Source organism: Mesorhizobium sp. M0626, assembly GCF_040320665.1.
In the GTDB taxonomy this organism is placed as follows: Bacteria; Pseudomonadota; Alphaproteobacteria; order Rhizobiales; family Rhizobiaceae; genus Mesorhizobium.
Genome location: NZ_JAMYQD010000009.1, coordinates 115,654 through 140,700, shown reverse-complemented (window position 1 = coordinate 140,700; position 25,047 = coordinate 115,654). Strand labels below are relative to the sequence as shown.

General features: G+C 63.0%; 22 protein-coding genes. 11 read left to right on the top strand and 11 right to left on the bottom strand.

What is annotated here, in order from left to right; all coding sequences use genetic code 11:
* Nucleotides 1-49 precede the first annotated feature (49 nt).
* From NKI37_RS13235 to NKI37_RS13215, 5 genes are all read left to right on the top strand, one after another.
* Nucleotides 50-1,054: an ABC transporter ATP-binding protein gene (locus NKI37_RS13235; protein ID WP_023689168.1), complete on the top strand. Its 1,005-nt coding sequence runs from the start codon at nt 50-52 to the stop codon at nt 1,052-1,054.
* On the top strand, nt 1,051-1,818 hold the full coding sequence (locus tag NKI37_RS13230) for an L-iditol 2-dehydrogenase (RefSeq protein WP_023736921.1): 768 nt from the start codon (nt 1,051-1,053) through the stop codon (nt 1,816-1,818). The genes NKI37_RS13235 and NKI37_RS13230 overlap by 4 nt, the downstream gene beginning before the upstream one ends.
* A gap of 46 nt (nt 1,819-1,864) precedes the next feature.
* The gene (locus tag NKI37_RS13225; protein ID WP_023736920.1) at nt 1,865-3,343 is read left to right on the top strand and encodes a mannitol dehydrogenase family protein; all 1,479 of its coding nucleotides are present in this window, start codon (nt 1,865-1,867) and stop codon (nt 3,341-3,343) included.
* An 11-nt stretch (nt 3,344-3,354) separates the two neighbouring features.
* Nucleotides 3,355-4,014, top strand: coding sequence for an HAD family hydrolase (locus tag NKI37_RS13220; protein WP_023736919.1), 660 nt, complete (start codon nt 3,355-3,357; stop codon nt 4,012-4,014).
* Between the two features lie 134 nt (nt 4,015-4,148).
* Nucleotides 4,149-5,735, top strand: coding sequence for an FGGY-family carbohydrate kinase (locus NKI37_RS13215; protein WP_352789265.1), 1,587 nt, complete (start codon nt 4,149-4,151; stop codon nt 5,733-5,735).
* A 54-nt stretch (nt 5,736-5,789) separates the two neighbouring features.
* Here the strand turns inward: NKI37_RS13215 and NKI37_RS13210 are convergent, their stop codons facing one another.
* The 7 genes from NKI37_RS13210 to NKI37_RS13180 form a co-directional block, all read right to left on the bottom strand.
* Nucleotides 5,790-6,884 (bottom strand): ABC transporter ATP-binding protein, encoded by a 1,095-nt coding sequence (locus NKI37_RS13210; protein WP_023683585.1) that lies wholly within the window; start codon nt 6,882-6,884, stop codon nt 5,790-5,792.
* Nucleotides 6,885-6,886: 2 nt separating this feature from the next.
* Complete coding sequence (locus NKI37_RS13205; RefSeq protein ID WP_023683584.1) at nt 6,887-7,933, bottom strand: NAD(P)-dependent alcohol dehydrogenase; 1,047 nt, start codon at nt 7,931-7,933, stop codon at nt 6,887-6,889.
* Nucleotides 7,934-7,948: 15 nt separating this feature from the next.
* A complete protein-coding gene (locus tag NKI37_RS13200; protein ID WP_023671259.1) occupies nt 7,949-8,761 on the bottom strand; it encodes a carbohydrate ABC transporter permease in 813 nt (270 codons plus the stop codon).
* Between the two features lie 11 nt (nt 8,762-8,772).
* A complete protein-coding gene (locus tag NKI37_RS13195; protein WP_023683583.1) occupies nt 8,773-9,639 on the bottom strand; it encodes a carbohydrate ABC transporter permease in 867 nt (288 codons plus the stop codon).
* A gap of 97 nt (nt 9,640-9,736) precedes the next feature.
* Nucleotides 9,737-11,008, bottom strand: coding sequence for an ABC transporter substrate-binding protein (locus tag NKI37_RS13190; protein ID WP_023695883.1), 1,272 nt, complete (start codon nt 11,006-11,008; stop codon nt 9,737-9,739).
* A 229-nt stretch (nt 11,009-11,237) separates the two neighbouring features.
* The gene (locus NKI37_RS13185) at nt 11,238-12,155 is read right to left on the bottom strand and encodes an AraC family transcriptional regulator (RefSeq protein WP_023671262.1); all 918 of its coding nucleotides are present in this window, start codon (nt 12,153-12,155) and stop codon (nt 11,238-11,240) included.
* Nucleotides 12,156-12,249: 94 nt separating this feature from the next.
* The gene (locus tag NKI37_RS13180; RefSeq protein WP_023755457.1) at nt 12,250-13,059 is read right to left on the bottom strand and encodes a helix-turn-helix transcriptional regulator; all 810 of its coding nucleotides are present in this window, start codon (nt 13,057-13,059) and stop codon (nt 12,250-12,252) included.
* 113 nt (nt 13,060-13,172) lie between these two features.
* On the opposite strand from NKI37_RS13180, the gene NKI37_RS13175 reads away from it, so the two are divergent.
* From NKI37_RS13175 to NKI37_RS13150, 6 genes are all read left to right on the top strand, one after another.
* Nucleotides 13,173-14,309 (top strand): ABC transporter ATP-binding protein, encoded by a 1,137-nt coding sequence (locus NKI37_RS13175; protein WP_023755456.1) that lies wholly within the window; start codon nt 13,173-13,175, stop codon nt 14,307-14,309.
* Nucleotides 14,290-15,453: an ABC transporter substrate-binding protein gene (locus NKI37_RS13170; protein WP_352791445.1), complete on the top strand. Its 1,164-nt coding sequence runs from the start codon at nt 14,290-14,292 to the stop codon at nt 15,451-15,453. Before NKI37_RS13175 ends, NKI37_RS13170 begins: the two co-directional genes overlap by 20 nt.
* Nucleotides 15,454-15,510: 57 nt before the next feature.
* Nucleotides 15,511-16,374 (top strand): ABC transporter permease, encoded by an 864-nt coding sequence (locus tag NKI37_RS13165; RefSeq protein ID WP_352791447.1) that lies wholly within the window; start codon nt 15,511-15,513, stop codon nt 16,372-16,374.
* The gene (locus tag NKI37_RS13160; RefSeq protein WP_023671267.1) at nt 16,374-17,186 is read left to right on the top strand and encodes an ABC transporter permease; all 813 of its coding nucleotides are present in this window, start codon (nt 16,374-16,376) and stop codon (nt 17,184-17,186) included. Before NKI37_RS13165 ends, NKI37_RS13160 begins: the two co-directional genes overlap by 1 nt.
* A gap of 28 nt (nt 17,187-17,214) precedes the next feature.
* Nucleotides 17,215-17,976 carry an SDR family NAD(P)-dependent oxidoreductase gene (locus NKI37_RS13155; protein WP_352791449.1) on the top strand — a complete coding sequence of 254 codons (762 nt, stop codon included), beginning with the start codon at nt 17,215-17,217 and terminating at the stop codon, nt 17,974-17,976.
* A gap of 187 nt (nt 17,977-18,163) precedes the next feature.
* Nucleotides 18,164-19,567, top strand: a complete 1,404-nt coding sequence (locus NKI37_RS13150) for an MATE family efflux transporter (protein WP_023806246.1) — start codon at nt 18,164-18,166, stop codon at nt 19,565-19,567.
* 180 nt (nt 19,568-19,747) lie between these two features.
* On the opposite strand, the gene NKI37_RS13145 is transcribed toward NKI37_RS13150, so the two are convergent.
* From NKI37_RS13145 to NKI37_RS13130, 4 genes are all read right to left on the bottom strand, one after another.
* Nucleotides 19,748-22,042, bottom strand: a complete 2,295-nt coding sequence (locus NKI37_RS13145) for a hypothetical protein (RefSeq protein WP_352791452.1) — start codon at nt 22,040-22,042, stop codon at nt 19,748-19,750.
* Between the two features lie 244 nt (nt 22,043-22,286).
* The gene (locus NKI37_RS13140) at nt 22,287-23,090 is read right to left on the bottom strand and encodes an ABC transporter permease (protein ID WP_352762029.1); all 804 of its coding nucleotides are present in this window, start codon (nt 23,088-23,090) and stop codon (nt 22,287-22,289) included.
* Nucleotides 23,087-23,941 carry an ABC transporter permease gene (locus NKI37_RS13135; protein WP_352652466.1) on the bottom strand — a complete coding sequence of 285 codons (855 nt, stop codon included), beginning with the start codon at nt 23,939-23,941 and terminating at the stop codon, nt 23,087-23,089. The genes NKI37_RS13140 and NKI37_RS13135 overlap by 4 nt, the downstream gene beginning before the upstream one ends.
* Entirely contained in the window at nt 23,938-24,975 is a 1,038-nt protein-coding gene (locus tag NKI37_RS13130; protein ID WP_352791454.1) for an ABC transporter ATP-binding protein, read from the bottom strand. The genes NKI37_RS13135 and NKI37_RS13130 overlap by 4 nt, the downstream gene beginning before the upstream one ends.
* Nucleotides 24,976-25,047 lie beyond the last annotated feature (72 nt).

Below are 25,047 nucleotides of genomic sequence, written 5' to 3'. Positions count from 1 at the left end.
GGACGTTGCCTGAAGCAATCCGGCCAAATAACCCCTCGGGGAGGAAACCATGGGAAACATCACGCTCAAGAACGTCTCCAAGCATTTCGGATCGACGGTCATCATTCCAGGCCTCGACCTCGTCATCGAGAATGGCGAGTTCGTCGTCTTCGTCGGGCCGTCGGGTTGCGGCAAGTCCACGTTGCTGCGCCTCATCGCCGGGCTCGAGGACACCAGCGGGGGCACCATCAACATCGATGGCCGTGACGTCACCGGCGAGGCGCCGGCCAAGCGCAAGCTGGCCATGGTATTCCAGTCCTATGCGCTCTATCCGCATATGACGGTGGCCAAGAACATCGGCTTCCCGCTGAAGATGGCGGGCGAGGATGTGGCGACGATCGACAAGAAGGTGAAGGACGCAGCCCGGGTCCTCAACCTCACCAACTATCTCGAACGCCGGCCTGGCCAGCTCTCCGGCGGCCAGCGGCAACGCGTCGCCATCGGCCGCGCCATCGTGCGCCAGCCCTCGGCCTTCCTGTTCGACGAGCCGCTGTCCAACCTCGATGCCGCACTGCGCGGCACCATGCGGCTCGAAATCAGCGAGCTGCACCATCAGCTCAAGACGACGATGGTCTACGTCACCCACGACCAGATCGAAGCCATGACCATGGCCGACAAAATCGTCGTGCTCAACGCCGGCAACATCGAACAGGTCGGCTCGCCGATGGAACTCTACAAGTCGCCGAAGAACCTGTTCGTGGCGGGCTTCATCGGTTCGCCGAAAATGAACCTGATCGAAGGTGCGCCGGCGGCCAAATACAACGCCAAGACCATCGGCATTCGTCCTGAGCATATGGGGATATCGACCACGGCGGGCGACTGGAAAGCCCTTGTCGGCGTCGCCGAGCATCTGGGCTCCGACACCTTCCTGCATGTCCAGGCCGACGGCGTCGGTCCGCTGACGGTACGCGCCGATGGCGAACTGGCCGTACGCCACGGCGACACCATCTACCTGACGCCCGACAAGGTCCGGATGCATCGCTTCGGCCCCGATGGAAAGGCGCTGACGCAGTGAGACTGACGGGCAAATCGGCGCTGATCACCGGATCCGCGCGCGGCATCGGCAGGGCTTTTGCCGAAGCCTATACGCGCGAGGGTGCCACGGTGGCCATTGCCGACATCAATCTGGCGGCTGCCGAAAAGACGGCCGCCGAGATTGGCGCCAACGCCTATCCGGTCAGGCTCGACGTCAGCGACCTTGCTTCGATCCAGGCGGCGGTCAAGGCGGTCGAAAAGACCGGCGGCCTCGACATACTGATCAACAATGCTGCCTTGTTCGACCTGGCGCCGATCGTCGAGATCACCAAAGCGAGCTACGACAAATTGTTCTCCGTCAACGTCGCCGGCACCTTGTTCATGCTGCAGGCAGCGGCGCGTTCGATGATCGCAAGGGGCAAGGGCGGCAAGATCATCAACATCGCCAGCCAGGCAGGACGCCGCGGCGAGCCGCTGGTCGCCGTCTATTGCGCCACCAAGGCCGCGGTGATTTCGCTGACCCAGTCCGCCGGGCTCGACCTGATCAAGCACCGCATCAACGTCAATGGCATCGCGCCCGGCGTCGTCGACAGCGATATGTGGGATGAGGTCGATGCGCTGTTTGCCAAATATGAGAACCGGCCGAAGGGCGAGAAGAAGCGGCTGGTCGGCGAGGGCGTGCCCTATGGCCGCATGGGCAAGCCGGAGGACCTGACCGGCATGGCGGTCTTCCTGGCCAGCGACGACGCCGAATACATCGTCGCCCAGACCTACAATGTCGATGGCGGCCAATGGATGAGTTGATGGGCCGGGATCACGAAGGCCGCAGCCCGGCCAAAAGGGTAAAAAAATGACCGTGAAACTCTCCTCCTCGATCCTCTCGGAACTCCCCGCCAAGGTCGCCGGTCCCAGATATGATCGCTCCAGGCTCAAACCCGGTATCGTCCATTTCGGCGTCGGCAATTTCCATCGCTCGCATCAGGCGGTCTACCTCGACGATCTCTTCAATTCAGGCATCGGCCATGACTGGGCGCTGGTCGGCGCCGGGGTCTTCGAGGGCGAAAAAATCGGCCGTTCCAAGCTGCAGGAGCAGGACTGGCTGACCACCGTGGTCGAGCAGGATTCCGACCATATGAGCGCCCGCGTCACCGGCGTTATGATCGACTTCCTGACGCCCGGCGATGCCGATGCCATCATCGACCAGCTCGCCGATCCGGCGATCAAGATCGTCTCGCTGACCATCACGGAAGGCGGTTATTTCATCGATCCGGCCTCCGGCAAGTTCAACCCGACCCACCCCGACATCGTCGCCGACGCACAGGCAGGCACGACGCCGAAGACGGTGTTCGGCCTCATCCTTGCGGGCCTGATACGCCGCCGGGCCGACGGCATCGTGCCGTTCACCGTCATGTCCTGCGACAACATCCCTCACAATGGCCATGTCACCTCGGATGGCGTCATCGGCCTCGCCCGGCTGATCGATGAGGATCTGGCAAACTGGGTCAGCGACAATGTCGCCTTTCCCAACGGCATGGTCGACCGCATCACCCCCGCCACCTCCGACCGCGAGCGCGGCATTCTCGCCACCGAGTTCGGCCTTGAGGACAACTGGCCGGTGTTCTGCGAGCCGTTCAGGCAATGGGTGCTGGAGGATCATTTCACCGACGGCCGCCCGCCGCTGGAAAAGGTCGGTGTGCAATTCGTGAGGGATGTCGCGCCCTATGAGCTGATGAAGATCCGCATCCTCAATGGCGGTCATGCCACGATCGCTTATCCCGCAGGGTTGATGGACATCCATTTCGTCCATGAGGCGATGCAGGAGCCGCTGGTGCGCGGCTTCCTCGCCAAGCTCGAGCATGACGAGATCATCCCGACCGTGCCGCCGGTGCCGGACACCGTGCTGGAGGATTATTACCAACTCATCGAGCACCGCTTTTCCAACCCGAAGATCGGCGACACCATCCGTCGGCTTTGCCTCGACGGTTCCAACCGGCAGCCGAAATTCATCATCCCGACCATTGCCGACCGGCTGAAGGCCAGCAAAGGCGTCGCGGGTCTGGCGCTCGAGTCGGCGCTGTGGTGCCGCTACTGTTTCGGCACCACCGACAGCGGCGCGGTCATCGAGGCCAACGACCCGAGCTGGGACCGGCTGCAGGCAAGCGCGAAGGCGGCGAAGGACAGGCCCGGTGCCTGGCTTGCGATGGAGGATATCTATGGCGGTGTCGGCCGCTCGGCGCCGTTCGCCGAGGCCTTTGCCCATGCGCTCAACGTCTTGTGGGCGAATGGCACGCGCGCGACGCTGACGCGCTACATCTCCGGCAAGCTCTGACGCCAGCCGCAATGACGCCCGAACTGGTCATCTTCGACTGTGACGGCGTGCTGGTCGACAGCGAGGCGCTGTCGGTTTCGGCTCTGCTCGGCATGATCTCTGCCGCCGGGGGCTCGGTCAGCGAAGATACCGCCTACGAGCATTTCCTCGGCAAGAGCATGAAGAGCGTGCGCGAGATACTTCTTCGCGATTTCACCATCGACATCACCGACGTGCATCTTACCGACATGCGGGTCGAACTGATGCGCAAATTCCGCGAGGAGCTGAAGCCGATTCCCGGCATCGGCGACATCCTGCCGAGGCTGGGCGTGCCCTGCTGCGTCGCGTCCTCCGGCACGCTCGACCGGATACGCTACGCGCTCGACGTCACCGGTCTGCTCGGCCTGCTCGAGCCGCATCTGTTCAGCGCCGCCATGGTCGCGCGCGGCAAGCCGGCGCCGGATCTTTTTCTCCATGCCGCCGCCGCCATGGGCGCGCATCCCGGTAATTGCATCGTAATCGAGGACAGCCCGGCTGGCATATCAGCGGCGCGTGCGGCCGGCATGCGCGTCTTTGCTTTCACCGGCGGTTCGCACGCCGGCAACCCGGCCTTGAAAGCGCGGCTTGCGTCGAGTGAACCGGACTTTATATTCGCGGACATGCTGCAATTGCCCGATCTGATTGCAGGCTAGAGCATGATGCCGAAAAGTGTGAAGCGGTTTTCGGACGACATCATGCTCTACTTCTTTGATTTAGAGACGGATTCAGATTTCGGGTCGAACAGACCTGAAATCATCCGGCTCTAGGGAGCGAGAGTAAAAGCATCTTGACGAAAAGCTTCGTTTGCGCGGTCGATGTCGGCACCGGGAGCGCCCGCGCGGGCATTCTCGATACGTCAGGCACCTTGCTCGGCCGCGCCGAGCATCCGATCGTCATGAACCAGCCGAAGGCCGATCACGCCGAGCACAATTCGCAGGATATCTGGTCGGCGGTCTGCATCGCGGTGCGTGCCGCGCGCGAAAAGGCCGGTGTGTCAGCCGACGATATTGTCGGCATGTCGTTCGACGCCACCTGCTCGCTGGTGGTGCTGGACAGGAATGCCGGCCAGCTCAGCGTCTCGGTGACGGGCGAACGGCGCTGGGACACCATCGTCTGGCTCGACCATCGCGCCATCGCCGAGGCAGATGAATGCACCGATAGCGGCCACGCCGTACTCGACTATATCGGTGGCGTCATGTCGCCGGAAATGGCGACGCCGAAGCTGATGTGGCTGAAGCGCAATCTGCCGGGAACTTGGCATGAAGCCGGCTACCTATTCGACCTCACCGATTTCCTGACCTGGAAGGCGACCGGGTCGCTGGCGCGCTCGCAATGCACGCTGACCGCCAAATGGACCTATCTGGCGCATGAGGAAACCGGCTGGCGCCGTGACTTCTTCGACAGGGTCGGGCTTGGCGATCTGTTCGAACACGGCAGCCTGCCGGAGAAGGCAAGTGCTGTCGGCGCAGACATCGGCACGCTCACCCCTGAAGCGGCGGCGGAGTTGGGCTTGAGCGAAAACTGTCGGGTCGGCGCCGGCGTCATCGATGCCTATGCCGGCGCGCTTGGCGTGCTCGGCGGCTTTGCTGGCGACGAGCAGAATATCGGCCGCCATCTGGCATTGATCGCCGGCACCTCGTCCTGCGTCATGGCCATGTCGCCCGATCCGCAGCCTTTCGCCGGCGTCTGGGGTCCATACTATGGCGCCGCACTGCCAAAACTCTGGCTGTCGGAAGGCGGCCAGTCGGCGACCGGTGCGCTGCTCGACCATATCATCCGCTGGCACGGCGCCGGCGGCGAGCCGGACGCGGCCATGCATGCAAAAATCGCCAGGCGCGTCGCCGAACTGCGCAGCACCGAAGGTGACAAGCTGGCGGCAAGGCTGCATGTGCTGCCGGATTTCCATGGCAACCGCTCGCCGCTTGCCGATCCGCATGCGGTCGGTGTGGTCAGCGGGCTGACGCTGGATTCCTCCTTCGACAGTCTGTGCAAGCTGTATTGGCGCACCGCCGTCGGCATCGCGCTCGGCGTGCGCCATGTGCTGGAGGCGCTGAACGAGAACGGCTATCTCATAGACACGCTGCATGTCACCGGCGGCCACACCAAGAACCCGTTGCTGATGGAGCTCTATGCCGACGCCACCGGCTGCGCGGTGATCGAGCCGCTGGCCGACGAAGCCGTTCTGCTCGGCACCGGCATGGTCGCCGCCACCGCGGCCGGTCTGTTCCCGGACCTGAATGCCGCTTGCGTCGCCATGCAGCAAGGCGGCAGGGCGCGCACCTCGAACCCGGCCGCGTCAGGCCGCTTCGACCGCGACTACAATATTTTCCTCGAAATGCACCGCCAGCGGCAGGAGCTCGACGCCATCAGCTAGAGCAATTCCAGGAAAAATGTGAAACGGTTTTCCGTCCGGAATTGCGTACCAAATCTAGGCCTCCTCTCGCCGGCGCAAGGATGCGCCGGTCGCCGCGTCGAACAGATGCACGCTCTCCTCCTCGAATGTGTAGCGCACAGGCGCGCGCAACCCCGGGCATTCGCGGGCCGATACCAATGCGCCGACCTCCTTGCCGCCGCAGGCGAACGTCACCAGCGCGTCATTGCCATGGAACTCGATGAGGTCGGCGGTGCCTTGCAGAAGATTGATGCTCTGAGCGCCGGCGGTCTTCAGGTCCGGCGGTCGGATTCCAAGCACGGCGCGCTGGACGCCGCGTAGATCGAAGCCCGAGCCTTCTATGGAGAAGCTCGAGCCGCCGCCTGTCAGCGTCCAGCGTTCGTCCTTCCGCCCGACGGCCACGTCGATGAAATTCATGTTCGGCGTACCGATGAAGCCGGCGACGAACAGATTGCCCGGCTGGCGATAGATCTCCGCAGGCGAGCCGATCTGTTCGATAACGCCATCCCTGAGCAGCACGATCCGGTCGGCCAGCGTCATCGCTTCCAACTGATCGTGGGTGACATAGACGGTGGTGGTCTTCAGCGACTGATGCAGCCGGGCGATCTCGACCCGCATGTGGTTGCGCAGCTTGGCATCTAGATTGGACAGCGGCTCGTCGAACAGGAACACTTTCGGCGTCTTGATCATGGCGCGCGCAATCGCCACGCGCTGCTGCTGGCCGCCGGAAAGTTCGGTCGGCTTGCGGGCGAGGTAAGGTTCGAGGCCGAGCGTCGTTGCCACCGCCTCGACCCGCTTCCGGATCTCGGCCGGGGGCACTTTCTGTCGCTTGAGCCCAAAGGCGATGTTGTCGAAGATCGTCATATGCGGGTAGAGCGCATAGTTCTGGAAAACCATGGCAATGCCGCGCTCGCCGGGCTCGAGATCGTTGACCACTTTGCCGCCGATCGACACTTCCCCGCCGCTGATATCCTCCAGTCCGGCCAGCATCCTGAGCAAGGTCGACTTGCCGCAGCCGGACGGGCCGAGGAATACGACGAATTCGTGCTCCTCGATCGAGAGATTGAGGTCGCGGATGACGGTGGTGGCGCCGTAAGCCTTGTCGACATGGGAGCAAACGATCGCGGACATGGTCAGCCCTTCTCGCCGGTAAGAAGGATTTGCAGCTTGACGTCTTGCGGCTTGCCTTGCGCCGCCCGCTCGAAGGCCTCGATGCTGTCCGAGAAATCATAAGTGCCGGTGATCAGCGGCTTGAGGTCGACCTTCCCCGAGGCGATCAGCTGCAGCGCGCGGTCGAAGATGTTGGCGTAACGGAACACCGTCTCGATGCGCACTTCCTTGGAGATCGCCGCCGGAACGTTGAGGCTGACCGGTTCGACCGGCAGTCCGACCAGCACCACCGCGCCGCCCGGCCGCACGACATCGAACAGGTCGGCGAATGCCTTCGGGCTGCCGCTCGCCTCGAACACGATATCCGCGCCCCAATTGTCGGTCGCGGCGGAGACTGCGTCGACCAGCGATTGCTCACCTATATTGACCGGCACGATGCCGGGATATTGCGCGGCAATCTTGAGCTTGGGTGCGGAAAAATCGGAGATCAGCACCTTCGAGCAGCCGCCGGCCAGCGCCGCCAGCGCGATCATGATGCCGATCGGGCCGCAGCCGACGACGACGGCGACGTCGCCAGGCACGATGCGGGCGCGGCTCGCCGCCTGCATGCCGATAGCAAAGGGTTCGACCATCGCGCCTTCGGCGAAGGTGACATTGTCCGGCAGTCTGTAGGTGAAGGCGGCCGGGTGCACGGCATAGGGCGCCAGCACGCCATGCACCGGCGGTGTCGCCCAGAAGCTGACATCGGGATCGACATTATAGATGCCGAGCCTCGTCGCGCGCGACGACAGGTTCGGCACGCCCGGCTCCATGCAGACGCGGTCGCCGACCTTCAGCGTGCCGACATTGGCGCCGATCTCAACGATCGTTCCCGCGGCTTCGTGGCCGAGCACCATCGGGGCCCGCACGACATAGCTGCCGATCGCGCCATGGGTGTAATAGTGCACGTCGCTGCCGCAGACGCCGACCGTGTGGATGGCGATCTTGACATCGCCCGGTCCGACGTCGAGCGGCAGCGCGATCTCGCGCAGCGACAGTTCGCCTTTTTTCTCAAGCACCAGTGCCCGCATAGGTAAGTCCTCGCATCAAGTCTTTTTTTGCCGGAAAACGGAATTCAGGAAGCCGCTGAGCACGCCGAGGAACAGCAGCGGCGGTAGCGACAACAGCACGACCGAGGCGTTGAGGATTCCCCACGGCACGTTCATGCCTTGCTGTGAAAGTTCGGAAGCGACGATCGGCAATGTCTTGGCGTTGGAACTGGACAGCATCAGCGCGATCAGGAATTCGTTCCACACCAGCACGAAGCTGAAGGCGACGGCGCCGATCAGCGAGCGCGCCGCTACCGGCAGCGCAATGCGCCAGAACACCGAGTAAGCGCCGTAGCCGTCGACGAAAGCGGCTTCCTCGATTTCCTTCGGCACGGCCTGGAAGGCGGGAATGGCGAGCCACATGATCACCGAGATGGTGAGCAGCGAATAGGTGACGATCAGCGCCGGCAAGGTGTCGTAGAGCCCGATCTGCAGCCAGATCACCATCAGCGGAATGGCGACTGCCACCGGGGGCAGGAAGCGCAGCGACAACACGAAGAACTGGATGTCGCCAGCGAAGCGATTGGGATAGCGCGCCACCGCATAGGCTGCCGGAAGGCCGAGCATGACGCCGATCAGCACGGCGACGCCGCAGGAAATGACCGAGTTATAGAGACCAGTCATGACGCTGTCGCGGCCGATGATGTAGCTGATATTGTCGAAGGTCGGGGTAAACACCAGGCGCGGCACGCGGGTGATGATGTCGACATTGTTCTTCAGCGAATTGACCGCCGTCCAGGCGAGCGGAAACACCGCCATGAAGCCGGCGAAGGCCAGGATGATCTTGCCGATGAGGCGGCCCGGTCTCATGCGATACGGCCTCATGCCTGCACCCGCTTCCACAGCATGGTGAAGGTGATGACAGTCGCGATCATCATCAGCACCGCCATGGCCGAGGCATAGGACACCTTGCCGGATTCGATGAAGCCTTGCGAGAAGGCGTACATGTCGAGCGTCTCGGTCGCCACGCCCGGCCCGCCGCGCGTCATCACATAAATCAGGTCGAAGGAGCGCAGCGATTCGATCATCTTGACGAACATCAGGCTGATCAGCGGCGCCTTCAGCATAGGCAAGGTCACATAGGCATGGATCTGCCAGCGTTTGGCGTGGTCGAGCCGCGCCGCTTCGATCGGCTGCGGCGGCAAGGTCTCCAGAAGCTTCAGCACGATGACCGCGAAGAACAGTCCCCACTGCCAGACATCGACCGAGGCGACGGCAAACAGGGCCGTCGACGGCTTCGACAGCGGGTCGAAGATCAGCCCGCCGGTGATCAGCCTGTAGGGATAGGTGGCGATGCCGTAGAGCGGATGATAGGCAAACTTCCACACGAAGGCCGCCGAGACACGCGGCAACAGCACCGGGATGATGAACAGCAGGCAGTAGATGTTGCGCAGCCGCGGCGACGCTACTTCGAACATCAGCACGCCGAGCCCGATCGCCACCATCATCGTCGCCACCACGGTGACGATTTCCCACTTCACCGAAACCCAGACCGCGTTGAGGAAACGCCGGTCGGCGAACAGGTCGATGAAGTTCGACAGCCAGACCCAGGAATAGTCCGACGAGCTCAGCTCGCGGTTCTGCAGCGCAATGACGATGGCGTACAGCGTCGGCACCATCGACAGCACCAGAAGAATGGCGAGCGTCGGAACCAGAAACGTCACGGGCAGGGAAGAGCGTCGGCGCATTGCCTATCCTCGGGCTGTGCCTTTTTGGAGAGACCCGCGGCGCACAGGTCCCGGCATCCGGTCGAATGCCGTGGACCGCGCGCCGCGGGCGGGAGGATTACTTCTTCTTCACCAGCTCGTTGGCGTAGGCCTCGAGTTCGTCGAGGCCGCCCTTGACGTCGGTGCGCGTGCCGGTGACCAGCTCTTCCAGGATGATGCCCCAGCGGTCGCCGAGATCCGGCCAGCGCGGATCCTGCCAGAAGTTCACCGCCGTCACCTTGCCGGTATCGGCAAGCGCCTGGCCGAGATCGGCGCCATAGATGTCGGCGAACTCCTTGCTGGACAGCACGCTGGTGCGGTTGAGCTCGCCGAATTGGTGCGCGTCGAGCCGGCGCTTCTCGTTCTCCTTCGACGTCGCCCAGGCGATGAACAGGCCGGCGCATTGCTTCGCGGCGTCATCGGCATTGGCCTTGGCGGCGATGGCGAGGCCGTGGCCGTAGCCGCCGCCGGTCAGTGGCGAGGGCGGCGGCAGGAAGCCGATCTTGCCGACCACTTGCGAGGTCTTCGGGTCGACCGCCATGCCCGACAGCGGCGTCGATTCGACCAAGATGGCAACCTGGCCCGACAGGAAGGCGCCGGTCGATTCATCCCAGCTGCCGGTCTGCGTGCCGGGCGCTGAATCCTTGAACAGTTTAAGATAGGTCACGGTCGCTTTGACCGCGGCCTCGGAGTTGAAAGCCGGCTTGTCACCGTCGAACCATTTTCCGCCATAGGCCTTGAAGAACGGCATCCAGCGCCAGACATTGGCGCCCGAGCCACGCGCGCCGCGCAGCGCGATGCCGTACATGCCCTTGTCGGGATCTGTCAGCTTCGGCACGTCGGCGATCAACTCGTCCAGCGTCTTCGGCGGCTGGATGCCGGCGGCTTCCAGAATGTCCTTGCGGTAGACCATCAGGTCGCCGCCGCCGGTCAGCGGCGCGAACCACACCTTGCCGTCATAGGTGGCGACCTTCTGCCGGCCCGGGTCGAAATCGGCGTAGTCGTAGTCAGCCGGGTAATAGTCGGTGAGCGGCACGATCCATTTCGACGAGGCGAACAGCGCGACATTGGCTTCGTCGACATAGTAGACGTTGTAGTTGCCGACCGTGGACGCATCGGCGCGCGACTTTGCCCGGCGGTCGTTCTCGTTGAGATAGTCGATCTGGAAGCTGGCGCCGGCCAGTTTCTGGAACTCGTCCTTGGACGCCTCCAGCAGCGTCAGCCCGTCACGCGGTTGCGCCAGCACCTTGACCGGTGCCGAGCAGACCGGCGCCGCCAGCGCCATGGTCGAGAGGGTCGTGGTAAGCATGAAAGCTGCGCTTATGCTCGCAGCGAGCCGAATTGGTTTCATTGATTTTCTCCTCCAGGAACAGTCGCAGGAAGCGGAAGTCTTCGGTTGCGCGATCCTCGCCATCGCCCGAGCGACAAGCCACCCATCGCCAAAATGAGGAGTTGCTAAAGGCCGCGCTAGAAGCCCCGTTGCAGCAGACCTGTACTTTTATGCATTGTGCGCTGCAAAATCCGGCTCGCCTGCACGGCCTCTGTCACATGAGTACCGATGGAGTGAGGAAGGCCGGTTTTCAGGCGCGCATCGTCATCCGCTGCTTCGACAGCTTGCGGTAGGATGACGGCGTCATCCGGTGCTTGCGCAGGAAGGCGCGGTTGAAGTTGGAGATGTTCATGTAGCCGACCTGGAAGCAGATGTCGGTGATCGGAATATCGGTGTCCGCCAGCAGCTTGCAGGCTTGCCAGAGCCGGAGCTTGGCGATGTGGTCGCTGAAACTGTTGCCGGTGTTTTTCTGGAAGAAGCGCGAAAACGTGCTTTCGCTCATCCCCGCCAGCTCCGCCGCCTCCGGCAGCTTCAGGTCCTCGGCGAAGTGCTGGAAGAGATAGGTCAGCGTGCGCTGGATGATGTCCAGCGAGGTTGCGTCGAGCGCGGGTGAGAAATCCGGCGAGGACAAAAGCTCGTATTCGTCTGTCCTGGCCAGCAGATCGACCAGTTCGAGGAAGAGGCAAAACCGGGCGAGCCCGTGCACGGTGCCCATCCTTTCCATCAGCGCAGCGCCGTCGAGCGCGGCGCGGCCATGGAAGACGATGCCGCGCAGCGATCGCTCCAGGAACGGTTCCAGTTCGCGCAGCTCCGGCAGCAGTCCCGCCGAGCCGCGCAGCCGCTGCGGATCGAATTGCAGCACGATGTCGCGTCCTTCGATCAGCTCGCCGGGTTGCACCGATGTCACCCAGTCATGCGGCAGCCCGCCGCCGACGATGCTCAGGTAGCCCGGCCCGAATTCGCCGATGTGATCGCCGACCAGCGCGACCCCGGAAGACTTCCTCAGGAGATGGATCTCGTATTCCGGATGAAAATTCCAGACATTGCGCTCCCAGGGATAGTCGTCGAGCCGCCACAGGAAACTGTCGCTCGCCTCGGTGACGATGTGCTCGAAAGCCGGCACCGTGCGAGGGATCGCGGCCGTGTTCTTTCTGCGCCTGAATGCCATCGTCTGCTCTCCGGGGCGTATGAGGAAGCGACTGGTTTCGGGTAATCCGTAGCAGTCTGTCGCCCGCAAGTGAACGATGTCTGCCTCAGCGATTTCAACGCCGGCTCTCGATGATCTCGATGAAGCGGGCGAACAGCCCGGCCTGGGATTTGATGCCGAGTTTGCGATGGATGTTGCGGCGATGAACCTTCACCGTTCCCGGCACGATGCGCATGGCTCTCGCGATCGACTCGGTGGAATGCCCCTGCAGCACCAGATCGACGACATGCTTTTCGCGCGGGGTCAGCGACAGGCTTTCCCAAATGTGGGCGCGGTCGAACTCGTTGACGGCGGCGATCGTCTCGCCCTGCTCCGCTTCGTCCTGCTCCTCGGCCGCAAGTGCGGGCCAGCGCAACCGGGCGAAGTTGATGACCGCCGGCGCCATGTCGCGCAGCAGCCTGGCATCGGCGGTGCCGAAGGGACCCGAGGCGTGCAATCGCATCAGCGACAGCACCAGCGCATCCTTGCCGGGCAGCGGCACGAAGAAGCCGACCTCCTCGGCCAGCCTTGTCTGGCTATAGTAGGTGCGAAAATACTCGCTGGCATAGAAGCGGTCGGGCGCCAGCTCGCGCATGCGCCAGAACCCCTCCTTGCGCTCCACCGCCGCGTGATGAAATGGGTCGAGCAGATAAGGTCCTTCCTGATAGAGCGTGACGAAGACATGGCTCTCGGCCGGCGAGAAGGTTTCGAACAGCAGCGGCGGTCGCGATGCGCCGCGATAGCCGAAGATAACGCAGTGGTCGAAGCTGACATGCTGGCTCAGCCAATCGACCATTGCCTGGCCGAACATTTCGCCGCTGGTCTCTCGCGTTGCCGCGACAAGGGCTGCGAGCCGGCTGTATTCGTCGCTGCGGGACGCACTCAACCTATACCCCCTCAAACGAGAAAATAGATCAGATATACCACCTGCGAGGTATATACTAGCCGCCATTGGCTCTGGTAGCGTCCTGAAATAGCCCTGTTGCTGGAGCCAGCACTTTGACCGCAGTGCCCGACATCGAGTTTCGCGGCGTCACCAAGCGCTATGGCGCCGTGACCGCTGTCAGCGGCATCGATCTGGCTGTGCCGCCCTCCGCCTTTGTCGCCCTTCTCGGACCGTCCGGCTGCGGCAAGACGACATGCCTGCGCATGATCGGCGGCTTCGAACAGCCGAGCGAAGGCCAGGTGTTCATCCGCGGCCAGGACATGGCCGGCACGCCGCCCTATCGCCGCCCGGTCAACATGGTGTTCCAGCAATACGCGCTGTTTCCGCATCTCGATGTGGAAGCCAATGTGTCCTACGGGCTACGCCAGGCGAGGCCGCGCCTGTCGTCGCAGGAAATCGGCCGACGCGCTGGCGAGGCGCTCGAAATGGTGCGGCTTGCCGGCTATGGCAGCCGCAAGATCCACGAACTCTCCGGCGGCCAGCAGCAGCGCGTCGCACTGGCGCGCGCGCTGGTGAACAAGCCGGCGGTGCTTTTGCTCGATGAGCCGTTGGCGGCGCTCGACAAGAAGCTGCGCACCGACATGCAGATCGAGTTGCAGAACCTGCAGCGTGAAATCGGCATCACCTTCGTGCTGGTCACCCACGACCAGGAGGAAGCGCTGTCGATGAGCGACTTCGTCTGCGTCATGAACGGCGGCCGCATCGTCCAGCTCGGCCAGCCAAGTGAAATCTATGACGAGCCGGCCGACCTGTTCGTCGCCGATTTCGTCGGCAAGACCAATCTGTTGAGCGGCAAGGTCGCCGGGCATACCGGCGATCTGGTGAATGTGGCGCTCGCCGACGGCACCGTCATTGCGGCGCGCAAACGAACTGCCTTGCAGCAGGGCGAGGCCGTTTCCGTCAGCCTGCGCCCTGAATCGCTAAGCCTCGGCGCCACGGAAGGCAGCCTGTTCAAGGGCATCGTCCGCAACCGGATATTTCTGGGCTCGACCGCGGAATACGCCATCGAGGTCCAGGGCATCGGAACGCTGCTGGCCAAGGCCGACCATGTGATCGGCCACGGCAATCTCTTCAAGCCGGGTGAACCCGTCGCCATCGGCTTTGCCTCCGGGACGCCGCTGGCGTTTCCGGAGACCAAGAACAACGGGACCAACCAGAGGGTAGCAAAAAATGTCGAAATCATATCGTGACGGACTGCCGATAAGCCCTGAGAACTTCGTCGACCAACTGATGCGTTTGAAGCGCGGCTCGATCGGCCGCCGCGACTTCCTCGGCCTCACCGGGCTTGGCATCGCGACCGCGGTGATGGCGCGCGAGATCGGCATCATGCCGACGCCGGCCTTTGCCGCCGAAAACCTCGGCGACCGCATGTCGATCGCCACCTGGCCGAATTATCACGACCCGCAGACCTTCGAAAACTTCAAGAAGGACACCGGCGTCGCCGTCGAGGTCAATGTCTTCGGCTCCAATGAGGAAATGCTGGCCAAGCTGCAGGCCGGCGCCTCGGGCTGGAGCCTGTTCGTGCCGACCAACTACACGATCTCGACCTACAAGAAGCTTGGCATCATCGATCCGCTCGACATGGCGAAGCTGCCGAATTTCGACGGGTCCCAGGAAGACCCACGCTTCACTGGGGAAGGCACGATCGACGGCACAACCTACGCCGTGCCGAAGAACTGGGGCACGACCGGTTTTGCCGTCAACACCAAGAAGCTGACCAAGCCGATGACGAGCTGGAAGGAGTTCTGGGACGTCGCCATGGCTGAGGGCGATGGCCGCACCATGGTGCACGACTACCAGCTGACCACCATCGGCAACGCGCTGAAATATCACGGCTATTCCTTCAACTCGCTGAAGCAGGACGAACTCGCCAAGGCCGAGGAACTGCTGCTCAAGGTCAAGCCGCATCTGTTTGCGGTCTCGTCCGACTACCAGCCGGGTATGCGGGCGGGCGACGCCTGGATGACCATGTGCTGGACGAATGACGGCGCGCAGCTGCATCGCGATATCCCAGAGATCGCCTATGTGCTGGGCAAGGAGGGTGGCGAGATCTGGACCGACTTCTACGCCATCCCGAAGGACGCGCCGAACAAGCCGGCAGGCTATGCCTTGCTCAACTATCTGATGACCCCTGAGGTTGCGGTGAAGGAGCATCTGGCCAATGGCGCGCCCTCGACCGATGCGCGGGTCAACAAGCTGCTGCCCAAGGAAGTGCTCGACAATCCTATCCTCTATCCTGCGGCCGACCTGTTGACGCCGCTTGAGTTCGGCGCGGCGGCAACGCTGACTGACCCAGGCCGCGCCGAGCTGATGGCGCGCTTCAAGTCGGCCTGAGGCTGGCCTGAAGCAAACGGAAACCGGCGGGCCTCCGCCGGCATCGGGGCGGGTTCCATGCACGGCAACAGATTTCGGTATAACATCCTGACAGCGCTGCTGCTCGCTCCGGCTACAGCGTGGCTGGTGGTGTTTCTGGTGTTGCCGTTCGTCGCCATTGCCGTGTTCAGCGTCGGCGAGCGGGCGCCGGAGGGCGGCTACCAGGCCGCCTTCACGCTGGCGCAGTATGCCAATCTTCCGGCGCGGGCGACTGCTTTCTGGAACACGATGATGCTGGCGCCGGTGGGCGCGCTTGCCTGCCTGCTCGTCGCCTACCCGGTTGCCTACTACCTCGCCCTGAAGGCGCCGCAACGCTGGCGACTGATCCTGCTTGCGCTCGTCGTCATTCCCTTTTGGACCAGCCTTTTGATGCGCACCTATGCCTGGATGTACATTCTGGGCGGACGCGGCATTCCCGCACTGCTGGCCTTTGTCGGCATCGAGGATGTCAGGCTGATCAACACGCCGGGCGCCGTGCTGCTCGGCATCGTCTATGGCTATTTGCCCCTGATGATCCTGCCGATCTATGTCAGTCTCGAGCGGCTCGACCGAAGGCTGCTGGAAGCCTCCGCCGATCTCGGCGCGACCCCGCTCTCAACCTTTCTGGGGGTGACGCTGAAGCTGTCGCTGCCGGGCGTGATGACCGGCTTCTCGCTGGTCATGATCCTGTTGCTTGGCGAATACCTGATCCCGACCCTGCTTGGCGGCGGCAAGGTGTTCTTCATCGGCAACGCGCTGGTCGACCTGTTCCTGCAGTCGCGCAACTGGCCGTTCGGATCGGCCATCGCCATCACCTTGGTGGCGGTTTCGGTGGTGGTGCTGATTGCGGCAAACCGCGTTTCGACGCGGGTGTCGGGCGCCCGCAGGGTGGATCTGATCTGATGCGCGCCTTCGTCACAGCCGTCTTCGCCTTCCTCTACCTGCCGATCGCGCTGGTCGTGCTGTTCTCCTTCAACGCCGGCCGCCATGCCAGCGAGTTCACCGGCTTTTCGGTGCAATGGTACGGCACCGCGCTGTCGAACCCGTTCCTGGTCGAGGCGCTGAAGAACAGCCTGTTCATCGCCACCACCAGCGCGCTTCTGGCGGCGGTGTGCGGCACGGCGGCCGCGCTCGGCCTGGCGCGGGTCGGGCTTAGGACTCGCGCCGTCTTCGACGCGCTGATGGGTGCCGCGATCGTCGTTCCCGGCGTCGTCATCGGCATCTCGACGCTCGTCGCGCTGGTCCAGTTGTTTGGCGTGCTCAACCCGTTCCTCGCCTCGATCTGGCCAAACGACCAGCCGCCGCGCCTGTCGCTCGGCTATGGATCGATCATCGCCGCCCACGGCCTGTTTTCGATGGCGTTGGTGACGATGATCGTCGGCACGCGTCTCGCCAGCCTCGACCGCAACCTGGTCGAGGCCTCGAGCGATCTCTACGCCACGCCGCTGACGACGTTTCGCTCGATCGTGCTGCCGCAGATCATGCCGGCGGTGATCGCCGGCTTCCTGCTCGCCTTCACCTTCTCCTTCGACGATTTCATCGTCGCCTTCTTCGTCGCCGGCGCGCAGACGACGCTGCCGATCTATGTCTTCGCCTCGATCCGGCGCGGCGTGACGCCGGAAATCAACGCCATCGCCACCATCGTGCTCGTCGCCTCGGTCCTGCTGGTGGTGCTTGCCCAATGGCAGCTGCGCCAGCGCCAGCCGTCAAACTGAACAAGCCATCCAGCTGAAAGACAAATTCATGCTCCTCAAAGACCGCATCGCCGTGGTGACGGGCGCCGGTTCCGGCATCGGCCGCGCTGGCGCCATGATCATGGCCAGCGAAGGCGCTGTGGTGGTCATCGCCGACCGGGATAAGACCAGCGGCGAGACGACAGCGGCGGACATCCGGGCAGTGGGCGGGCAGGCCGAGGCGATTGTCACCGACGTCTCTGACGACGCCGCGGTCGAGAAGCTCATCACAGGCACTCTCGGCAAGTATGGCCGCATCGACATTCTGCACAATCACGCCGGCATCCAGGTCGGCGGCACGCTGACCGAGGTCGAGGTCGATGGTATGGATGCGTCATGGCGCATCAATGTACGGGCGCAGTTTCTGGCCGCGCGGCTGGTCATGCCGGCAATGGTCGCGCAAGGCGGCGGCGTCATCCTCAACACGGCTTCGAATTCGGGCGTCTTCTACGACCGCGAGATGATCGCCTATGCCACGTCCAAACATGCCGTGGTGGCGATGACCAGGCAGATGTCGCTCGACTATGCCCGGCACAATGTGCGCGTCAACGCGCTCTGCCCCGGCTGGGTCGACACCCCCTTCAACGAACCGTTCATCGCCCAGATGGGCGGCCGCGAGGCGATCGAGACCTATGTCCGCACCAGGATCCCGATGGGGCGCTGGGCGAGCGCCGAAGAGATCGCCGAAGCGATCCTGTTCCTCGTCTCGGACCGCTCATCCTTCATGACCGGCCAGGCGCTGGTGATCGACGGCGGCGAAAGCATCGGTTGATCCAAAGGCAGCCGGATAGGAGGGTTCCCGCCTCTGGCTCAATCGCCGGCTGCCCGTCCTCCCTTGCCTTCATGTCGCATTTCGTCCAATAGAACGACGCAAACGCTGCGAAACCGAAGGTTTTGCCGTTTGGAAGTGCGGCTTCCGGCCTCGTTGCCGACGCGCCGCAATCGGAAAGAGCAGGACAATGTCTGCGATCGAAGCCGGCGCTCGTGCGCCGGAAAATCTTTGGCGTCAGGAAATCAGGGCGACGCTGGCGCTGGCCTGGCCGATGGTGCTGACCAATCTCGGCCAGACCGCGATGACCGCCACCGACGTCATGATGATGGGGCGTTTGGGCGCGGACACGCTGGCCAGCGGCGCGCTCGGCGCCAACCTCTATTTCATGCCGCTGATCTTCGGCCTCGGCCTGATGCTGGCGACTTCGCCGATGATCGCCACCGAGCTTGGCCGCCGCCGCTATTCGGTGCGCGATTTGCGTCGCACCGTGCGCCAGGGACTGTGGCTGGCGATCCTGATCTCGATCCCGATCTGGATCGTGCTGTGGCATGGCGAGGCCATTCTGCTGGCCATGGGCCAGGAGCCGGCATTGGCGCGTCAGGCCGGCATCTATCTGCGCTGGCTCGAATGGGCGGTGCTGCCTTTCTACGGCTATATCGTGCTGCGTTCCTTCATCTCGGCGCTGGAGCGGCCGGGCTGGGCGCTGATCATCGTCTTCGTCGCCGTTGCCTGCAACGCCTTCTTCAACTGGGTGTTCATGTTCGGCAATCTCGGCGTCACCTCGATGGGCATTGCCGGCTCGGGGCTGGCGACCACGCTGTCGAGCACGCTGATGTTCTGCGGCCTGGCAGCCGTGGTGATGCTGGAGAAGAAGTTTCGCCGCTATCGCCTGTTCGGCCGCTTCTGGCGCTCCGACTGGCCGCGCTTCAAGGGTCTGCTGCGGCTCGGCATGCCGATCGCCGGCATCCTCGCCTTCGAGGTGACGATCTTCAATGCAGCAGCCCTGCTGATGGGCCTGATTGATGCGGATTCGCTGGCCGCGCACGCCATCGCCATCCAGATCGCCTCGATCTCCTTCATGGTGCCGCTCGGTCTCAACCAGGCCGTCACCGTGCGCGTCGGCCTGGCCCACGGCGCCGGCAATCCGGCCGGCGTTTCGCGCGCCGGCTGGACCGCCTTCGTCATCGGCGTCTCGTCCATGGCGCTGATGGCGCTGGTGATGGTGCTGTGGCCGCATCTGTTGATCAGCGCCTTCATCGACATGACCGATCCGGCGAACGCCAGGGTGATCGCGCTGGCCGTGTCGTTCCTGGCCTTTGCCGCGCTGTTTCAGATCTTCGACGGTGCGCAAGCCGTTGCCGCCGGCATGCTGCGCGGCCTGCACGACACCAAGCTGCCGATGATCTATGCCGCGATCGGCTATTGGGGCATCGGCCTGCCGCTCGGCGTGCTGCTCGCCTTCCATTTCGGCCTGCACGGCGTCGGCATCTGGATCGGCCTGGCGTCGGGTCTGGCCGTGGTGGCGGTGCTGCTGTTAGCGCGCTGGCTGCGGCGGGACCGCATCGCACCGCCGCTCGTCTTCAGCCATTGAAGACGCACCAAGCGGTCCGCCAACTGCCCGAAGCAGTCACTGCAGAGCAGGTGTCTGGTTGTCGCCTTTTGGGCAGACAGCGGTCTGGCGGCTTATGGGGAGCGAGGCAAGCAGAGCAGACCTCAGGCAATCCGTTTGTCGGCTGTCGGCGCAGAGGTGCGTCAGGATTGGCCTGTTAGGCTAAGCGCTCGCGCTATCGGCCGCGTCTCCTGGGGAACGACGAACCAGAAGCACTGCTTCGTAGGGGATGTCCCAGCGGTCCGTACAACGGGCAAGGACTACTATATGGTCTACCCGTTCGTCCTCCATCGCCTCTGCGGCCAATCCTTCCATGGTCTTGCGCGATTCCCCACGCAGTGTCTCGGGAAATGCATAGAAAATGATGCGCGCCTTGCGCCGCAGCGGGGGCTGAACCTGAAGCGAACTGATGTGGCCGGGTTCGCGGAAATTCTTGCGCACCATGGCACGCAGCTTGATCAGGTTCCTTTCGATGGTCTTCTGCTCGCTGGGATCAGCCGATGACAAAAGGTGCAGACCGACGGTCGTCCAGCCCGGTGATTTACGCTGTTCGAGCTGCTTGATGATAGAACCGAACAGAGGTCCCAACTGAGGTTTCGGTTTTGGTAGGGCGATGCCCGCATCGCGGCTTGTATAGTACCGGTCGAGCGGTTCGGACATTCCGCTAGGCGAGAAGATGGAATTTTCCTCCCGCAGGCCCGCGATGTTGAAACCCGTGACGAGATAGAGGCCGAGGAAGTCGAGTTCATCCCCGAGCAGGCTGAATGACTTTTGAAGGTAGATGCGCTCACCGAGGTAGTGAAGGTAGGTGAGCGGGTGATCGAGAATGTCGGCGATGCAGATGAGATCAGCGATCGTAATCGTCGGCGCAAGCTGGTGGTCGGCAGGCACCCAGCCAATTTCCTTGAAGTCCGCCTCAGCGGAACTGAGAACCGAAAAATCATCAAGGGTCACCGATATCCTGATGATCTGATCGACCGATACCGGATCAATACCGATCTGGCGGACAATCGCTTCGGCTGCGGCATCGCCCTCCTTTGCAGAAGTGATGAGTGTGGCGAGGCGCGCAGACTGCTGGGATGGATATAGGACCATGTCCGAGACGTGCCGTTTCACGCGACCCGGCGCACCGCGTAGCCCCTGTGGAGTAAGGTGATTGGACTTCGCCTCAGCGATAATCACGGTGCGATCGAGCGTGACGAGTAGGTCTGTTTCGAACTGCTCGGCGCCAACCAGCCACTTTGCTGCCGGAACGATCATCGCTCCCGGCAGGGCTTTTCGCATCGTGTCTTCGAGTTGGCTTTCGAGATAGTCCGCCCTGCGGCTTTCAAGCTGGGTCTTGATGCCAGCTTCCTGCGCCAGCCGCGCCATCACGCGATGGATATGGCTAAAGACCATTTGCGGGATCGGGAACACGAATAGATCACCAAGATAGATGCCCGGAGCATCCCAGATCGGATTGGCAAGGAAGAGGTGGTCAGGGTTGGTTCCAGCCAGACTGCCCGGTGCGCGGGATAGGGACTCAAGGATCGCCTCGACGACATCTTTTGGTTTGCCCGAAAGCTTTGCGACTTCCGCGGCAGTGAAGCTGGCACGTTCGGAATGTCGCAGATCGCAATGCCCCATTATCATGCCCATCATGCCATCGCGTGAAACGCCCGGCGGCATGGCGGCTAGGAGGTCTTCTGGCCCACCTTTGAGTTCAGGAAAGTACTTGTAATAGTTTCGAACCATCTGCCGGACATTGGGCGAGCGAATGACCTTCGCCAGTCGCATGAAGTGTTCGGAATGCCGACGCTCAAACTCTCTGACGACGGCCGCCATAACCTCAATCAGGTCGGTGGCCCCGAAACCGAAATGCGGCTTCAGGCGATCGTCTAGGGATCCGTACAGATCGGTGCTGATACGGATGACATCGGAGTAGTAGCCCCAATTCCTGACCGCCTGCGTGTGAAGTCGAATGCGCTCCTGCAACGACAGGATCGTAAATTCCTGCTTATCCGCGACGTCCTCAGCGGCCAGGATGCGCTGATGCAGGAACGTCTCAGCGACCTTGGGAACAGTCTCGAACACCGTTCCCATGATAGCTGGTGTGAATGGGTCTTTTCCCCACTCGTCCAGCGGAATGGTCATCACCAGCGCCAGCAGCAACTCGGCGTGGTGCTGCTGAATGTCTTTGAGAACGGATTTGGTGTTCACGCCCTCACGTCCCGCCAGGGTCTGAAGCCCATAAACAGCGAAGGTTGAAACGATCCCGATGGCGTCCGACTTTCGAAGCTCATCCGTGACAATCTGGAGGGTCGCGGGGAACTCATCAACGCTGTGTCGTGCAGCAGCCAAGACGGCCTTCTTAAATTCGTCGTGGTGCTCTTCCTTGATGGCAAACGTTGAGAGTTCGAGCTTCAGCTCTTTTCTCTGTGGCGGCTTCTTGCGGCGGTTGTTCTTTCTTCGTGGCATGCAGCGATGGTATCGCGAAGTAGCGCCTGCTGTATGCAGGCGACTTATCGATTCCGTGGCCATTCCTCTGTGAAGGTCGACCCTACCACCCAATCAGCCGTCTGCTTGCGGGAGTTGGCAGAAGCTCGACGATTGACCGACATGAGGCACAAAGCTGCCGCATCCGGGGATGCATAGGCACTCAGACACCTTGATGGCATTGGAGGTTCTGAGCAATCATCGAGGGATTTTGTTACAAATTCAATCAGTTCACGTCCGACGACATCGCGCCGAGCAGCCTGCGTATATCGCCGAACCTGGCGATCGAGCCGAACACCAATGCGGCCACCGCGACGAAGAACACCGACACCGAAGCCATGGTCGGCGTGTAGCCATAGCGCAGCGCGTTGAAGATCTTGATGGGCAGCGTCTCGGTGGTGAAGCCGATCGTCATGTAGGCGACGATGTATTCGTTGAGCGACAAGACGAAGGCGAAGGCGTAGCCCGAGACGAGGTAGGGCAGGATCAACGGCAGCACCACGGTTTTCAGCACTGTGCGGTCATCGGCGCCCATGGTCGCCGCGGCCTCGACCAGCGAGCGGTCGATCGAGGCAAAGCCGAGCGACAGCGTCACCAGCGGCAGCGTCACGAAGAAGATGGCGTGGCTGATTATGGCGGTGAAGAACTGGCCGAACAGCCCGACCGTCGCCCAGAAGGAGAGGAAGCCGAGCGCGGTGATGACCGGCGGCAGGATGAAGGGGGCAAGCCCCAGCACCTGGAAGATGTTCGCCCATGGCGCGATGCGCCGCCACAGGAACCAAGCCAGGGGCAGCGCGACCGCCACGGCAATGGCTGCCGAGCAGACGGCCAGCGTCACCGAATGGATCAGCGCCAGCCGCCATTCCGGATCGGTGAAGATCTGGGCGTACCAGGCGAGCGAGAAACCGACCGGCGGGAAGCTGAGCTCCTGGCGCGAATTGACCGACACGCCGGCGACGACGATCAGCGGCGCCGCCAGGAACAAAGCGACGATGGTGAAATAGACACGGCGCAGCAAGGTCGCGGTCATAGGGCGTTCTCCCTTCGTCCGACGAGCAGTGTCAATCCGACCAGCGCCAGCGAGATCAGCACCAGGAACACCGCCATTGCGGCCGCGAACGGCATGTTGGACTGGTAGATCGCCTGGTCGGTGATCAGCACCGACAGCGTCCAGTGTTGCGGCCGTCCCAGAATCTGCGGCAAAAGATACGAGCCGAGGGCGAACACGAAGACCATGATCAGTGTCGCCACAATGGTGTTGCGCAGTGCCGGCGCGACGACGGTGAAGAAGGCGCGGATCGGCGAGGCGCCGAGCGTGCGCGCTGCCTCGAGCAATGTCGGGTCGAGGCGCACGAGGGCGGGGTACAGCACCAGGATCGTATAGGGCAGCGCCTGGTAGACCATGCCGGTCAGCACCGCGCCAAAGGTCGGCAGCAGCGCCACCGGCTTGTCCATCAGCCCGATCGCCACGAACAGATTGGTGATGCCGGCGGTGCGCGAAAACAGCGTCGACCAGGCAAAGCCGATAATGACTTCCGACAGCGACAGCACCGACAGGAGGCCGACCAGCCACAGCGTCTGCACGCGGCGCGGCCGACGGGTCAAAAGGTAGGTGAAGGGGAAGGCGATGGCGACGCAGCAGACGGCGACCAGCACCGCCAGCAGCAGCGAAAAGCCGAGCACGCCGCCGAAGAACACCGACAGGAAGCGGGCGTAATTGTCGAACACGAAATCCGGCGTGTAGAAACCGGACGGGTTGCGCTTGAAGAAGCTCACCGCGATCATCGTCGAGAACGGCACGACGAAGAAGACGATCAGCATCAGCGCCGGAAAGAACAGCGGCGTGTAGTCGGCTATCGACTTCGGCGCTTCGCGTCTCATGCGCCGAGCACCACGCAGCTTGCCGGCGGCAGTTTGACGCCGACCTTGGCGCCGACCGGCACGTCATGCCGCTCGCGCGGCGTCGTCACCGCAATGATGCTGGTGCCGCCGACGTCGACGAAGGTCTCGATGGTGCCGCCGAGATCGCGCACGAAACTCACCTCGCCGGTGATGGCCGAGCCGCCGGGGCTGCCGAGATGCACATCCTCGGGGCGGACCGATACAGACGCTTTGGTCTGACCCGCCGGCATGGCAAGACCTGGAATGGCTGTGCCCAGAATGGTGGTGCGCCCGGTGCTGTCGATCTCGGCCGGCAGCAGATTGGTGATGCCGATGAAGTCCGCGACGAAGGCGTCGGCCGGCTTGCGGTAGATCTCGATTGGCGGCGCCGCCTGCAGGATCCTGCCGTGGCCCATGACGACGACCAGGTCGGCCATGGTCATGGCTTCGCGCTGGTCGTGGGTGACGACGATGGTGGTGATGCCCAACCGCTGCTGCAACTGGCGCAGTTCTACCTGCATGGCCTCGCGCAGTTTGGCGTCGAGCGCCGACAGCGGCTCGTCGAGCAGGAACAGTTTCGGCGACAGCGCCAAGGCCCGCGCAATTGCCACGCGCTGGCGCTGACCGCCCGACAGTTTGGCCACCGGACGGTCGGCAAAGCCGGTCAGATGGATGAGGCCCAGCAACTCGTCGACGCGTTTCTTCTGCTCCTCGTTCGAGGCGCCGCGAATGCGCAGCGCATAGGCGATGTTGTCGCCGACGGAGAGATGCGGAAACAGCGCCAGCGACTGGAACACCATGCCGAGATTGCGCTTGTGCGTCGGCAAAGGCGTGATGTCCTCGCCGTCGAGCACGATGGCGCCGCTGGTCGGCTCCTCCAGTCCGGCAATCATGCGCAGCAGCGTGGTCTTGCCGCAGCCCGACGGGCCGAGCAGACACACGAACGTGCCATGCGGCACGTTGAGCTGGACATTGTCGACGGCGGCGAAGTTGCCGAATTTTTTGGTGACGGCGTTGATGTCTAGTCCGGACATGCTCATCCCTTGGAGGGTTTGCTAAGGGGCCGCCGGACTATGCCGGCGGCCGCTGTGGTTCAGACGGATCGA

What these genes read in the sequence shown, in the direction of transcription:
- NKI37_RS13195 (WP_023683583.1), bottom strand. Translation starts at nt 9,639, where the DNA reads ATGCGCCGACGCTCTTCCCTGCCCGTGACGTTTCTGGTTCCGACGCTC.
- NKI37_RS13200 (WP_023671259.1), bottom strand. Translation starts at nt 8,761, where the DNA reads ATGAGACCGGGCCGCCTCATCGGCAAGATCATCCTGGCCTTCGCCGGC.
- NKI37_RS13210 (WP_023683585.1), bottom strand. Translation starts at nt 6,884, where the DNA reads ATGTCCGCGATCGTTTGCTCCCATGTCGACAAGGCTTACGGCGCCACC.
- NKI37_RS13150 (WP_023806246.1), top strand. Translation starts at nt 18,164, where the DNA reads ATGTCTGCGATCGAAGCCGGCGCTCGTGCGCCGGAAAATCTTTGGCGT.
- NKI37_RS13165 (WP_352791447.1), top strand. Translation starts at nt 15,511, where the DNA reads ATGCACGGCAACAGATTTCGGTATAACATCCTGACAGCGCTGCTGCTC.
- NKI37_RS13220 (WP_023736919.1), top strand. Translation starts at nt 3,355, where the DNA reads ATGACGCCCGAACTGGTCATCTTCGACTGTGACGGCGTGCTGGTCGAC.
- NKI37_RS13140 (WP_352762029.1), bottom strand. Translation starts at nt 23,090, where the DNA reads ATGACCGCGACCTTGCTGCGCCGTGTCTATTTCACCATCGTCGCTTTG.
- NKI37_RS13170 (WP_352791445.1), top strand. Translation starts at nt 14,290, where the DNA reads ATGTCGAAATCATATCGTGACGGACTGCCGATAAGCCCTGAGAACTTC.
- NKI37_RS13155 (WP_352791449.1), top strand. Translation starts at nt 17,215, where the DNA reads ATGCTCCTCAAAGACCGCATCGCCGTGGTGACGGGCGCCGGTTCCGGC.
- NKI37_RS13235 (WP_023689168.1), top strand. Translation starts at nt 50, where the DNA reads ATGGGAAACATCACGCTCAAGAACGTCTCCAAGCATTTCGGATCGACG.
- NKI37_RS13185 (WP_023671262.1), bottom strand. Translation starts at nt 12,155, where the DNA reads ATGGCATTCAGGCGCAGAAAGAACACGGCCGCGATCCCTCGCACGGTG.
- NKI37_RS13190 (WP_023695883.1), bottom strand. Translation starts at nt 11,008, where the DNA reads ATGAAACCAATTCGGCTCGCTGCGAGCATAAGCGCAGCTTTCATGCTT.
- NKI37_RS13160 (WP_023671267.1), top strand. Translation starts at nt 16,374, where the DNA reads ATGCGCGCCTTCGTCACAGCCGTCTTCGCCTTCCTCTACCTGCCGATC.
- NKI37_RS13135 (WP_352652466.1), bottom strand. Translation starts at nt 23,941, where the DNA reads ATGAGACGCGAAGCGCCGAAGTCGATAGCCGACTACACGCCGCTGTTC.
- NKI37_RS13205 (WP_023683584.1), bottom strand. Translation starts at nt 7,933, where the DNA reads ATGCGGGCACTGGTGCTTGAGAAAAAAGGCGAACTGTCGCTGCGCGAG.
- NKI37_RS13225 (WP_023736920.1), top strand. Translation starts at nt 1,865, where the DNA reads ATGACCGTGAAACTCTCCTCCTCGATCCTCTCGGAACTCCCCGCCAAG.
- NKI37_RS13130 (WP_352791454.1), bottom strand. Translation starts at nt 24,975, where the DNA reads ATGTCCGGACTAGACATCAACGCCGTCACCAAAAAATTCGGCAACTTC.
- NKI37_RS13145 (WP_352791452.1), bottom strand. Translation starts at nt 22,042, where the DNA reads ATGCCACGAAGAAAGAACAACCGCCGCAAGAAGCCGCCACAGAGAAAA.